At 61.2% G+C, this 13,095-nt stretch carries 13 protein-coding genes; 2 read left to right on the top strand and 11 right to left on the bottom strand.

The features are described from left to right. Window positions 1-10: 10 nt before the first annotated feature. The 11 genes from lipB to ACMYUN_RS18340 form a co-directional block, all read right to left on the bottom strand. Window positions 11-658 (bottom strand): lipoyl(octanoyl) transferase LipB, encoded by a 648-nt coding sequence (gene lipB / locus ACMYUN_RS18390; protein WP_039761815.1) that lies wholly within the window; start codon window positions 656-658, stop codon window positions 11-13. Beyond that, window positions 658-933 carry a DUF493 domain-containing protein gene (locus ACMYUN_RS18385; RefSeq protein ID WP_039761816.1) on the bottom strand — a complete coding sequence of 92 codons (276 nt, stop codon included), beginning with the start codon at window positions 931-933 and terminating at the stop codon, window positions 658-660. The genes lipB and ACMYUN_RS18385 overlap by 1 nt, the downstream gene beginning before the upstream one ends. An 86-nt stretch (window positions 934-1,019) precedes the next feature. Then, complete coding sequence (locus ACMYUN_RS18380) at window positions 1,020-2,177, bottom strand: D-alanyl-D-alanine carboxypeptidase family protein (protein WP_016773028.1); 1,158 nt, start codon at window positions 2,175-2,177, stop codon at window positions 1,020-1,022. Window positions 2,178-2,364: 187 nt separating this feature from the next. After that, window positions 2,365-3,375 (bottom strand): septal ring lytic transglycosylase RlpA family protein, encoded by a 1,011-nt coding sequence (locus ACMYUN_RS18375; RefSeq protein ID WP_129999747.1) that lies wholly within the window; start codon window positions 3,373-3,375, stop codon window positions 2,365-2,367. Further along, window positions 3,375-4,385, bottom strand: coding sequence for a lytic murein transglycosylase B (gene mltB, locus ACMYUN_RS18370; RefSeq protein WP_039761819.1), 1,011 nt, complete (start codon window positions 4,383-4,385; stop codon window positions 3,375-3,377). Before mltB ends, ACMYUN_RS18375 begins: the two co-directional genes overlap by 1 nt. A 17-nt stretch (window positions 4,386-4,402) precedes the next feature. Continuing rightward, window positions 4,403-5,506, bottom strand: a complete 1,104-nt coding sequence (gene rodA / locus ACMYUN_RS18365) for a rod shape-determining protein RodA (protein WP_051600793.1) — start codon at window positions 5,504-5,506, stop codon at window positions 4,403-4,405. 31 nt (window positions 5,507-5,537) lie between these two features. Beyond that, complete coding sequence (gene mrdA, locus ACMYUN_RS18360) at window positions 5,538-7,433, bottom strand: penicillin-binding protein 2 (protein WP_415761331.1); 1,896 nt, start codon at window positions 7,431-7,433, stop codon at window positions 5,538-5,540. A gap of 10 nt (window positions 7,434-7,443) precedes the next feature. Next, the gene (rlmH, locus tag ACMYUN_RS18355; protein WP_011063671.1) at window positions 7,444-7,911 is read right to left on the bottom strand and encodes a 23S rRNA (pseudouridine(1915)-N(3))-methyltransferase RlmH; all 468 of its coding nucleotides are present in this window, start codon (window positions 7,909-7,911) and stop codon (window positions 7,444-7,446) included. A 9-nt stretch (window positions 7,912-7,920) separates the two neighbouring features. Then, window positions 7,921-8,415 carry a ribosome silencing factor gene (rsfS, locus tag ACMYUN_RS18350; protein ID WP_016773024.1) on the bottom strand — a complete coding sequence of 165 codons (495 nt, stop codon included), beginning with the start codon at window positions 8,413-8,415 and terminating at the stop codon, window positions 7,921-7,923. Between the two features lie 72 nt (window positions 8,416-8,487). Then, entirely contained in the window at window positions 8,488-9,210 is a 723-nt protein-coding gene (gene nadD, locus ACMYUN_RS18345; RefSeq protein ID WP_415761329.1) for a nicotinate-nucleotide adenylyltransferase, read from the bottom strand. Then, a complete protein-coding gene (locus ACMYUN_RS18340) occupies window positions 9,179-10,450 on the bottom strand; it encodes a glutamate-5-semialdehyde dehydrogenase (RefSeq protein ID WP_415761328.1) in 1,272 nt (423 codons plus the stop codon). Before ACMYUN_RS18340 ends, nadD begins: the two co-directional genes overlap by 32 nt. A 177-nt stretch (window positions 10,451-10,627) precedes the next feature. Between ACMYUN_RS18340 and ACMYUN_RS18335 the strand changes: the two genes are divergently transcribed. Beyond that, on the top strand, window positions 10,628-11,323 hold the full coding sequence (locus ACMYUN_RS18335) for a DNA-3-methyladenine glycosylase (protein WP_415761327.1): 696 nt from the start codon (window positions 10,628-10,630) through the stop codon (window positions 11,321-11,323). Window positions 11,324-11,449: 126 nt separating this feature from the next. Beyond that, window positions 11,450-12,766 carry a bifunctional DedA family/phosphatase PAP2 family protein gene (locus ACMYUN_RS18330; RefSeq protein WP_415761326.1) on the top strand — a complete coding sequence of 439 codons (1,317 nt, stop codon included), beginning with the start codon at window positions 11,450-11,452 and terminating at the stop codon, window positions 12,764-12,766. Window positions 12,767-13,095 lie beyond the last annotated feature (329 nt).

The following is a 13,095-nucleotide window of genomic DNA, read 5'->3' as shown; positions in this document are numbered from 1 at the left end:
AGTAGTCATATCAGTCGATTCCGCCCGTGAGGGTCGTCTGCTCAGCATAGTCGAGGTGTTTGACGAGCTGCGCGCGCAGCCGGGCACTTACCTCGGCAAATTCAATCGATCCTGCGTGATCGCTCAGCTGGGTCATGGCCAGCCCGGCGTAGCCGCAGGGATTAATCCGTCGAAACGGTTCCAGGTTCATATCCACGTTCAGGGCCAGGCCATGAAAGGAACAACCGTGGCGAATGCGCAAACCCAGAGAAGCGATTTTCGCTCCATCGACGTACACGCCGGGAGCATCTGGCTTGGCGGCGGCGGTGACGCCGTAGCTGGCCAGCAGTTCGATCAGGCAGGCTTCCATGCGGCTGACCAGATCACGCACGCCGAAACCCAGCTTGCGTACATCCAGTAACAGATAAGCCACCAGCTGCCCGGGGCCATGATAAGTCACTTGGCCGCCACGATCGACCTGCACCACCGGAATATCTCCCGGCAGCAACAGGTGTTCAGCCTTGCCGGCCTGGCCCTGAGTGAACACCGGCGGGTGTTCGACGAGCCAGATTTCGTCGGCGGCATCGCTGCCGCGTTCGTTGGTGAAGCGCTGCATGGCATGCCAGACCGGCTCGTAAGCCATCTGGCCCAGCTCGCGAAAGCCCAGCGTGCCGTGCATCACAACACCATGTGCACGAAGCCGGTCGCCCGCAGTTCGCTGTTGATGTTGTACAGCTGATCCTGGTCGGTGGCGACGATGTGCAACTGAATAGTGGTGTATTTGCCGTTGGTGCTTTGACGTTCGTCGATACGCTCATCATTGATGGTCGCGTGTTTCTTGACGATGTCGATGATCTTGTCTTTGTTGCCTACACCGGTATCGCTGATCACCTTGACGGGATAGTCCGTGACAGGGAATTCGATCTTTGGCGCCTTTACTTCGGTATCGGTCATGGCGTAACGGCCTCTAGAGTGCAAGCCGTGGTAACGCACATGGCCCCGCACCGGATCGGGGCGGGGCCATGCAGGTCAACACTGAATCAGTTGAACAAGCCGTAGAAGAATAGACGGATGCTATCCCACATGCGGCGGAAGATACCACCCTCCTCGACGCCATCCAGAGCGATCAGGTCGGCGCTGTGCACCACCTTGTCTTCCAGTTTGACTTCGACTTTACCGATCACGTCGCCCTTGGCGATTGGCGCAACCAGTTGCGGGTTCATGGTCATGCTGGCAGCGAGCTTCTTCAACTGGCCTTTTGGCAGAGTCATGGTCAGGTCTTGCGCCAGGCCGGCCTTGACCTGGCTGGTGGTGCCTTTCCATACCGGCGCCTGCGCCAGCTCAGTGCCCTTCTGATAGAAGGTCTGGGTTTCGAAGAAGCGGAAACCGTAGGTCAGCAGCTTCTGGGTTTCAGCGGCGCGGGCCACTTCGCTGTTGGTGCCGAACACCACGGCGATCAGGCGCTGGCCGTCACGTACCGCCGAGGACACCATGCAGTAGCCGGCTTCGTCGGTGTGGCCGGTTTTCAGACCGTCAACGGTCTTGTCGCGCCACAGCAGCAGGTTGCGGTTAGGCTGCTTGATGCCATTCCAGAAGAACTCTTTCTGCGAGTAGATCGCATAGTGAGCCGGGTCTTCGTGGATGATCGCACGGGCCAGAATCGCCATGTCGTGCGCCGACGAGTAGTGCTCAGGATTCGGCAGACCGGTCGGGTTCATGAAATGGGTATTGGTCATGCCCAGTTCGGTGACGGTCTTGTTCATCAGGTCGGCGAAGGCGTCTTCGCTGCCGGCGATGTGCTCGGCCAGGGCGACGCTGGCGTCGTTACCGGACTGGATGATGATGCCGTGCAGCAGGTCGCTGACAGTCACCTGCGAGCCGACCTTGATGAACATCCGCGAACCGCCGGTGCGCCAGGCGTTTTCGCTGACGGTCACCGGGTCGTTCTCGCCGATCTGGCCGCGACGGATTTCCAGGGTCGCAATGTACGCGGTCATCAGCTTGGTCAGGCTGGCCGGTGGCAGACGCTGGTCGCCGTTGTTTTCGACCAGCACGTTGCCGCTGCTGGCGTCCATCAGAACATAGGCCTTGGCGGCCAGTTGTGGTGGCGACGGCATCATCTCGGCCGCGAAGGCGGCTGGCGAGAGGAGCAGCGGGACTAGCAGACACAGGCGTTTGGCAAAGGTGGTGATGTTCATCCGTCTCTCGAAATCGCTAATGGAAACTTGCCCGAAGGCAAAACTTATTCAGACAGCCTTCTAACGGGCCATCGCGTGTTCAGTTGCTCACTCCAGTCACCCTTGCCGGGCTTTTGTTCTTCGAAGAGCCAACAACCTGGTTCACCCCCCGAATACCGCAAGTGAACCGTCAATCAAGGTCTACGTATTACTCGCTGACCACGCTGGGCGAACCCAGATTGGCCAGACGCACACTGTTCTGCACCTGGGCGATCTCACCCGGCGAGCCGATCGGCCCCAGGCGTACCCGGTGCAGGGTCTGCTGATTGCGCACGATCGAACTGATGAACACCGGCGCGCTCACCATCCCGCTGAGCTTCGACCTCAGCAGTTCGGCAGCGTCCGGGTTGGCGAACGCGCCCACCTGCAGATACTGGCCAGACGCTGGTGCAGAAGCGTTTTTTTTTGCATCGATCTGCACCGGCACCACGGCCGCCGCGTGTTGCTGCGGTGGCGGTGTCCATTGCTCGACGGTGCCGGCCGACGCTGTAATCGCTGGCGCGCTATTCTGCGCTACTTGCGGCTCGTTGAGCATCAGCGGCGCCGGACGGCCCTTGGCTGCCCACCACTGTTGCGGATCGATGCCTTCGACCTTGACCCGCGCGGTGCCGGTTTCGGCATAGCCGAGTTTCTTCGCCGCCGCGTAGGACAAATCGATGATGCGATCGGAGTAGAACGGCCCACGGTCGTTGACGCGCAGGATCACCGTCTTGTTGTTGTCCAGGTTGGTCACCCGGACGTAGCTTGGCAGCGGCAAGGTCTTGTGCGCAGCGCTCATGCCGTACAGGTCATACACTTCGCCGTTGGCGGTGTTCTGGCCATGGAACTTGGTGCCGTACCAGGACGCCGTACCTGAGGCCACGTAGGTCTTGGATTCCTGCAACGGGAAATAGGTCTTGCCCAGCACGGTGTAAGGGTTGGCCTTGTACGGGCCGGTGTGCAGGGTCGGTGTCGCATCGGGGATGCGCGAAACATCGACATCCCACCAAGGCGCGCCGTCTTTGTGCGCGCGATTGATGTCCAGGCCCGGTTGGGCGCGGACAGCGGTGGACGGGGATTTCTGCGTCGGCGTGCGGCTGGTCGTGCAACTGGCAACCAGGACTGCCAACGCAGCGAAAGCCACCAGCTTCAGGGGTTTATTGTTAGGCAATGCCTGCATTACTTGACGCCCCGTGCTTGTACCAGCTGTTCAGACAGTTGATGTACGGCCATGGCGTACATCACGCTGCGGTTATAACGCGTGATCGCGTAGAAATTCTGCAGGCCCATCCAGTATTCAGGGCCGTTGTCGCCTTCGAGGCGAAATGCGGTAACCGGCATATCATCGCGCAGCGCATCATGACTCGACCAGCCCAGCGCCCGCAACTCTGCAACCGTCTTCACCGGTTCGATACCGCTGGTCAGGCCTTCATCAGCCTGCTCGCCGCGTACATCGGCGCGGCTGACCACCGGCTCACCGGCGACCCAGCCATGGCGCTTGAAATAGCTGGCGACGCTGCCAATGGCATCGTCCGGGTTGTTCCAGATATTGATGTGACCGTCACCGTCGAAGTCCACCGCGTAGGCGCGAAAGCTGCTCGGCATGAATTGCGGCAGCCCCATTGCCCCGGCGTAAGAGCCTTTGAGGGTCAGTGGATCGACCTGCTCTTCACGGGCCAGCAGGAGGAACTCACGCAGTTCCTTGCGGAAAAATTCGGCACGGGGAGGATAGTCGAAGCCCAGGGTTGATAAAGCATCGATCACGCGGAAATTACCGGTATTACGTCCGAAAAAGGTCTCGACGCCGATGATCGACACGATGACTTGTGCCGGCACGCCGTATTCTTGCTCGGCACGGGCCAGGGTCGCCTCGTGCTGACGCCAGAAGTCGACACCACGGGCGATGCGCGCGTCGGTGATGAACATCGGTCGATATTCGTTCCACTGCTTGACCCGTTCGGCGGGTTTGGAGATGGCGTCGAGAATCGACTGCTTGCGTTGCGCCTCGCGGAACACACCCATCAGTTGTTCACCGGCGAAACCGTAGTCGCGGGTCATTTCGCCGACGAATTCGGCCACCTGGGGCGAGCCTTCATAGTCGCCGGCCAGCGCTTCCTGCACGCTTCCCAGCAGGCCCACCAGGCCAACCAGCGGCGCGCATCGAGTCGCCCAGCCACGCATTACTTGCATTGCACTCTTCACCTTATTCAAACCTGTGCGATCCACTTGCGATGGGTATGGATCGACATCAAAACCCCAAACGCTGACAGCAGCGTCACCAGCGAAGTTCCTCCGTAGCTAATGAACGGCAACGGCACCCCCACGACCGGCAACAGGCCACTGACCATACCGATGTTGACGAAAACGTAAACAAAAAAAGTCATGGTCAACGCACCGGCGAGCAATTTGCCGAACAGCGTTTGTGCCTGGGCAGTGATCACCAGCCCACGACCGATCAACAACAGATAGATCAGCAGCAGTGCGCAAATTCCCACCAGACCGAACTCTTCGCCAAGCACGGCGATAATGAAGTCGGTGTGGCTTTCCGGGAGAAAGTCCAGGTGCGACTGGGTACCGAGCAACCAGCCTTTGCCGAATACGCCACCGGAACCGATCGCGGCTTTCGACTGGATGATGTTCCAGCCGGTGCCCAGCGGATCACTTTCCGGGTCGAGAAAGGTCAGGACCCGCTGTTTCTGGTAGTCGTGCATGACGAAAAACCACATCGCCACCGATACCGGCACCGCCGCCGCCAGCACGCTGAGAATCCAGCGCCAGCGCAGGCCGCCCATGAACAGGACAAAGGCGCCACCGGCGAGAATCAGCAGCGAAGTCCCCAGGTCCGGCTGGCGCACGATCAGAATGAACGGCACGCCAATCAGCATCAGGCTGATGCCGACGTGCTTGAGCTGCGGCGGCAAGGTGCGTTTGGACAGATACCAGGCGATGGTCGCCGGCATCAGGATCTTCATGAACTCCGAGGGCTGGAAGCGGATCACCCCGGGGATGTTGATCCAGCGCGTGGCGCCCATGGCGTTGTGGCCCATGATGTCGACGACGATCAGCAAGACCACGCCGATCACGTAACCGAGCGGTACCCAACGCGCCATGAAACGCGGCTCGAACTGGGCGATGACGATCATCGCCACCAGACCGATACCGAACGATGTGGCCTGCTTGCCGAGCAGATCCCAGCTCTTGCCGCTGGCCGAATACAGCACGAACAGGCTGCCGGCGGCGAGGATCAGCAACAGGATCAACAGCGGGCCATCGATATGCAGTCTTTGCAGCAACGTCGCGCGGCGACGCATCACATCCTCGCTGGAGAGCATGCGATCGAAATTATTCATCACGGGCCGGGGCCTCCGCAGTGATTGGGCTGGCGTACTCGGCTTTGAGATGGCCGTCCTGGTCGAGCAACCACGCGTCCATGACCTGGCGCACGACCGGCGCGGCCACGCCGGAGCCGGACTCACCGTTCTCGACCATCACCGACACGACAATCTTCGGATCATCGGCCGGGGCGAAACCGACGAATAAGGCGTGGTCGCGATGGCGCTCCTGGACCTTGGAGCGGTCGTATTTTTCGCCCTGCTTGATCGCCACCACCTGCGCGGTACCGGACTTGCCGGCGATGCGGTATTGCGCGCCGATCGCCGCTTTGCGCGCGGTACCCCGGGCACCGTGCATCACCTGCTGCATGCCGTGGTTGACCTTGTTCCAGTCGGACGGGTCGCGCAGGACGATGTTTGGCATCGGGTTCTCATCCACTGGTTTCACCCCGTCGAGGGATTTGGCCAGGTGCGGACGGTTCCAGATGCCTTTGTTGGCCACCAGCGCCGTGGCCTGAGCCAGCTGCAGTGGCGTCGATTGCATGTAGCCCTGGCCGATCCCGAGAATCAGGGTTTCGCCGGGGAACCACGCCTGTTTGCGCGTTGCTCGCTTCCATTCGCGCGATGGCATCAGGCCGGGGGATTCTTCGAACATGTCCAGCGAGACCTTCTGACCGATACCGAACTTGTTCATATAGGTCGACAGCCGATCGATGCCGAGCTTGTGCGCCAGGTCATAGAAGTAGGTGTCGTTGGACCGCATGATCGCCGTGTCGAGGTCGACGAAGCCGTCACCGGTACGGTTCCAGTTGCGGTATTTGTGGTCGTAGTTGGGCAGCATGTAATAGCCCGGGTCGAACACCCGGCTCGACGCCGTGACCACCCCGGCGTCAAGACCGGCAATCGCCACCGCCGGTTTGATCGTCGAGCCCGGCGGGTACAGACCGCGCAGCACGCGGTTGAACAACGGCCGGTCGATGGAGTCGCGCAACTCGGCGTAGGCCTTGAAGCTGATGCCGGTGACGAACAGGTTGGGGTCGAAACTTGGCTGACTGACCATCGCCAGCACTTCGCCGGTTTTCGGATCGAGCGCCACCACCGCACCACGTCGCCCGCCCAGCGCGGCCTCGGCGGCTTCCTGCAACTTGATGTCGAGGCTCAGGACGATGTCCTTGCCGGGAATCGGATCGGTGCGTTTGAGCACGCGCAATACGCGGCCACGGGCGTTGGTCTCGACTTCCTCGTAACCGACCTGACCGTGCAATTCCGGCTCGTAGAACCGCTCGATGCCGGTCTTGCCGATGTGGTGGGTGCCGCTGTAGTTGACCGGATCCAGCGACTTCAGCTCTTTCTCGTTGATCCGCCCCATGTAGCCCACCGAGTGCGCAAAGTGCGCGCCCTGCGGGTAATGCCGGACCAGTTGCGCGACCACTTCCACCCCGGGCAGGCGGAACTGGTTCACCGCGATGCGGGCGATCTGCTCTTCGGTCAGCTCGAACAGGATCGGCACCGGCTCGAACGGCCGACGCCCCTGCCGCATGCGTTTCTCGAAGATCACCCGGTCCTCGGGCGTCAGCTCCAGCACCTCGACGATAACGTCGAGCACCTGCTGCCAGTCGCCGGAGCGCTCGCGGGTCATGCTCAGGCTGAAGCTCGGCCGGTTGTCGGCCACAACCACGCCGTTGCGGTCGAAAATCAGCCCGCGCGTCGGCGGAATCGGCTGCACGTGGACGCGGTTGTTTTCCGACAGGGTCGAGTGGTACTCGTACTGGATCACCTGCAGGTAATACAAACGCGCGATCAGCACACAGATCAGCGTCACGATCACGATCGCGCCGAACACGACACGGCTACGCACCAGACGGGCGTCCTTTTCGTGGTCCTTGATGCGGATCGGCTGAGACATGAGGGCAGGCTTACTTGTGGTAAGGGTGGCCGGACAACACGGTCCAGGCACGGTACAACTGTTCGCCGATCAGGATTCGCACCAGCGGGTGCGGCAAGGTCAGCGGCGACAACGACCAGCGCTGGTCAGCGCGGGCACAGACTTCCGGTGCCAGCCCTTCCGGGCCGCCGACCATGAAGTTGACCGTGCGCGAATCCAGGCGCCAGCGATCGAGTTCGACCGCCAGTTGCTCGGTGCTCCAGGGCTTGCCGTGAACTTCCAGCGTGACGATCCGCTCGTTGTGCCCGACCTTGGCCAGCATGGCTTCGCCTTCCTGGCGGATGAAACGGGCCACGTCGGCATTCTTGCCACGGGTATTGAGCGGAATTTCCACCAGTTCCAGCGCCAGCTCGGACGGAAGACGCTTGGCATATTCATGCCAGCCTTCTTCCACCCACTTGGGCATGCGTGAACCGACGGCGATCAGGCGCAGTCGCACAGCAATCCCTTAGAACTGGTCTTTGTTGAGCTTGGTGAAATGCTCGTGGGTGTTTTCCGGGCTGTGGTGCTTGGCATCGGCAGCACGGCTTTGCTCGGCACCGGCCCACAGGCGTTCCAGGTCGTAGAACTGACGCGCCGAGGCGGTCATCATGTGCACGATCACCAGATCGAGGTCGAGCAGCACCCAGTCGCTGTCGCCCTTGCCTTCTTCGCCCAGCGGCTTGGCGCCCTGCTTTTTCACTTCCTCGCGGACCTTGTCGAGCATCGCGTTGATCTGGCGATTGGAGGTACCGGTGGCGATGATCATGTAGTCAGTGATGCTCTGCTTGTCGCGCACATCGATGATCTGGATGTCCTGGGCCTTGACGTCTTCCAGCGCAGCGACGGCAATCTTGACCAGTTCGTCGCCCTTGAGCGGCTCGTTGGTGTTGACGGCTTCCGGCAGTGGCGCGCTCTTGAACGTGCCTTTGCGCTTTACTTTCGGTAGATCTTTATCAGTCATATGAAACTCGTTTTGCTCATGTATTCGGCGGCTTGGGGATACGGTGATTCGTATCAGTGAAGCACGCCTTGTTCAGTTCGACGCACGGTACAGACCGTGCGCATCGATGTAGGCCAGGACCGCGTCGGGCACCAGGAAACGTACCGACTTACCGCTGGCCAGCAGTTGACGGATCTGGGTGGCGGAAACCGCGAGCGGTGTCTGCCAGACGAATGCAATCTGTCCGCTCGGCCCTTTCAGGGCCAGCGGGTCGCTCACCGAACGCGCTGCCAGCAGGTTGCGCAAGGCATCCGGCGGTTCGCTGTCGGCGTCCGGGCGCTGTAGCACCAGGATGTGGCAATGCTGGAGCAACTCTTCCCAGCGGTGCCAAGTGGGCAGGCCGCAAAATGCGTCCCAGCCCAAAAGCAGAAAAACCTGGGTCTCGGCGGGCATCTCTGCGCGCAGCGACTCCAGGGTATCGATGGTCCAGGACGGCTTGTCCCGCTGCAATTCGCGGGCGTCCACCACCAGCGGCGGCAATCCGGCCACCGCGCACTCGACCATCGCCAGCCGATCCAGCGCCGACACCTGCGGCGTCTCGCGATGTGGCGGGCGCGCGTTCGGCATCAGGCGCAACTCGTCCAGCGCCAGCGCTTCGACAACTTCCAGCGCGCCACGCAAATGACCGATGTGCACCGGGTCGAACGTACCGCCCAGCACGCCAATGCGCTGCGGGCGCGACTCGCTGCCGGTGTGCGGCGCTGTCAGGTCGAAGTCGGTCAAGTCAGACCGTCGCCTGGCCGCGCAACTGGCCATCGCCGACCACGATGTACTTCTCGCAGGTCAACCCCTCAAGCCCTACCGGGCCGCGGGCGTGCAGCTTATCAGTAGAAATGCCGATTTCGGCACCCAATCCGTATTCAAATCCATCGGCGAAGCAGGTCGGGGTGTTGATCATCACCGAGGCCGAGTCGACTTCCGCCACGAACCGGCGGGTGTCGGCGAGGTTTTCGCTGACGATCGAGTCGGTGTGATGGGAGCCGTAATGGTTGATGTGCTCGATCGCCTGCTCCAGACCGTCGACCACGCGGATCGACAGAATCGGCGCCAGGTACTCGGTGTGCCAGTCGTCTTCGCTGGCCGCGACCGCTTCGATGATCGCCCGGGTGCGTTCGCAACCGCGCAGCTCGACGCCTTTTTCGCGGAACTGCGTAGCCATCGACGGCAGGAAATCCCTGGCGACAGCCTGATCGACCAGCAGGGTTTCCATCGCGCCGCAGATACCATAACGGTAAGTCTTGGCGTTGAAGGCAATGCGCTGGGCTTTGGCCAGGTCGGCGTGTTCGCTGACGTAGACGTGGCAGATGCCGTCCAGGTGCTTGATCACCGGCACGCGGGCATCGCGGCTGATGCGCTCGATCAGGCCACGGCCACCACGGGGCACGATGACGTCGACGTATTCCGGCATGCTGATCAGCGCGCCGACAGCGGCACGGTCGGTGGTTTCGACCACTTGCACCACGGCGGCGGGCAGTTCGGCTTCGGCCAGACCGCGCTGAATGCACGCGGCAATCGCGCGGTTGGAGTGAATCGCCTCGGAGCCGCCGCGCAGAATGGTCGCGTTGCCCGACTTCAGACACAGGCTGGCGGCATCGATGGTCACGTTCGGCCGGGATTCGTAGATGATTCCGATCACGCCCAGCGGTACACGCATCTTGCCGACCTGAATGCCCGACGGACGGAAGCTCATGTCGCGGATCGCGCCGACCGGATCCGCCAGTGCAGCAACCTGACGCAGGCCGACGATCATGCCGTCGATGCGTGCCGGAGTCAGTTCCAGACGTTCCAGCAGCGCCGGCTCCAGACCGCTGGCGCGACCGGCAGCCAGATCCAGCTCATTGGCTGCGGCCAGCTCGGCGCGCGCCGCGTCCAGGGCATTGGCGGTGGCCTGCAGGGCGCGGTTTTTCTGCGCGGTGCTGGCACGGCCGATGACCCGGGAAGCGCTACGGGCGGCGCGACCCAATCGGGTCATGTAGTCAAGAACGGACTCAGTCATGGTCTGCTGGGGTCTTGGCAAAGAGGAAAGCGGCAGATTATAGCTGTCGCGTCCCGGGACTAACAGCGGTGACGGGCGGATGGTCGAAATGAACTGCGTTTGGCCATCGTTCAGACGTAATTAAGCTGAGCGTTGTTATCATCAAGGCCTCTTGAGCCTGGATAAACCCTGCCCATCATGACCAACGTGCCCCTTTGCCCCGAGTCCGCGCGCCTGCCCGTGGGCCTGCCGGACAGCTTTTTCGACCGCGACGCCCAAGTACTGGCGCAGGCGTTGCTCGGCAAAGTCATCCGCCATCGCGTCGGCGACCTGTGGTTGAGCGCTCGAATTATCGAGACCGAGGCCTATTACTTCGCGGAAAAAGGCAGCCATGCCTCGCTCGGTTACACAGAAAAGCGTAAGGCTTTGTTTCTGGACGGCGGGCACATCTATATGTACTACGCCCGCGGCGGTGATTCGCTGAATTTCAGCGCGCAAGGTCCGGGCAATGCGGTGCTGATCAAATCCGCCTATCCGTGGGTCGATGAAGTCAGCGGTCCGGCGAGTCTGGCGCAAATGCTGCTGAACAATCCCGATGCCCAGGGACGGCCGCGTTCGACGCAGAAGTTGTGCGCCGGGCAGACCTTGCTGTGCAAGGCACTCGGTTTGAAAGTACCGATGTGGGACGCCAAGCGTTTCGATCATGAATTGCTGCTGGTCGAGGACGCGGGACCGGCGCCCTCGCAGATTATTCAAACAATTCGGCTGGGCATCCCGCTGGGTCGCGATGAACACTTGATGTACCGCTTCGTTGACGCCGCGTATGCGCAATGGTGCACGCGGAACCCGCTGCGACGGGGTCAGGTCGAAGGCCGGGATTATATTCTTCTGTAAACGCTTACTCCTGTAGGAGCTGCCGCAGGCTGCGATCTTTTGCTTCTGCTTTAAAGAAACAAGATCAAAAGATCGCAGCCTGCGGCCGCTCCCATCGGGATTATCAATAGTCTGGAGTTTTTCTGTATGGGCCCATGGCTCGATAGCATCACCGGATGGCTCGGCGCCAATCCACAGTGGCTGGCCGCAGCGGTGTTCATCGTTGCCTGCGTGGAATGTCTGGCGATTGCCGGGCTGATCGTGCCGGGCACGGTGCTGTTGTTTGCCGTGGCGGTACTGGCCGGCAGCGGCGCGCTGTCCTTGAGCGAAACGCTGCTGCTGGGCTTTCTCGGTGGCATCCTCGGTGATCTGATTTCGTATTTCCTCGGCCGCCATTTTCACCAGAACATACGCCGCCTGCCCGGGCTACGCCATCACCCGGAATGGATGGCCCGCGCCGAGTCGTACTTCCAGCGCTACGGCATCGCCAGCCTATTGGTCGGGCGCTTCATCGGCCCGCTGCGACCGATGCTGCCGATGGTCGCCGGGATGTGCGACATGCCCTTCCCGCGTTTCTTCGCCGTCAGCTTGCTCGCCGCCGCTGGCTGGAGCCTGGCTTATCTGTTGCCGGGCTGGGCCACGGGCGCAGCGTTCCGCCTGCCATTGCCTGAAGGGTTCTGGCTGGAGGCCGGGATCGTCGCCGCCAGCCTCGCGGTGATGGTCGGCCTGAGCGTCAACAGCAGCGTGCGTCGCCATCGTCGCGCGACGATCTGGATCGGCAGCATGAGTCTGTTGATCCTGATCAGTCTGTTCATCGGCTATCCCTACCTGACCGCGCTCGACAATGGCGTGATGACTCTGGTGCAGGAACATCGCCAGCCAGCGCTGGATGAAATCGCCGTGACGCTGACCCTGATCGGCGAATTCCGCAACATGTTGCTGTTCAGCGCCCTGCTCGTCGTGCTGTTGTTGCTGTGCAAGCAGTGGCGCCAGGCGGTGTTCGCCGGCGCCACCATGCTGATCACCGCCATGGCCAACACCGGAACCAAATACTTTTTCGCCCGAGTGCGCCCGGAAGTGCTCAGTGATCCCTTGACCACTTTCAGCATGCCAAGCGGCCATGCCTCCGGCGCGTTTGCCTTGTTCCTGACGCTGGGCGTGCTCGCCGGCCGTGGGCAGCCGCCGCGCATGCGCCTGACCTGGCTGTTGATTGCCTGCATCCCGGCACTGGCGATTGCCTTGTCGCGGGTCTATCTCGGCGCGCACTGGCCGACCGACATCCTCGCCGGCGCGATGCTCGCCAGTTGCGTCTGCGCCGGGATGCTGTGGTTGAGCCAACGGCAGACGTCCCTCAACCCGATGCCATTCAAGATCTGGTGGCTGATCCTGCCTTCGATGATCGCGCTGTTCGGTTTCTTCGTGCTGCGTCATTTGCCTCATACGCTGTTGCGCTACGCCTACTGAACATCGACATGCAAGCACTGTTTGTTTCGCGCCGCTCTTTCGGAAAACTCCGACAAGAGCGGCGTTAGTTGCCTACTTGATCTTTCTCCTGCCCGGTTAAACTTCCACACTGAAACCGGCATGATTCCCTGCCCGCAACAAATATAAAACTGACGTTACACAAACAATTGAAACCGCACCAATATCGACTTTCATATCATTTAAAAAGCGTTAGATTGAACTAGCCAATTAATTTCAATGTTGCTTCAGCCAGTTACAAATTGACATCGAAATTAAATTCATGAAACTTCGCTAGTTCAGAGCATTCAATGAGCCCCAAAATACCTCGC

It is taken from the genome of Pseudomonas sp. CP4 (genome assembly GCF_047758505.1).
In the GTDB taxonomy this organism is placed as follows: Bacteria; Pseudomonadota; Gammaproteobacteria; order Pseudomonadales; family Pseudomonadaceae; genus Aquipseudomonas; species Aquipseudomonas fluorescens_AO.
Note: the sequence above shows the minus strand (reverse complement) of the source record. Positions and strands in the feature narration are given on the sequence as shown.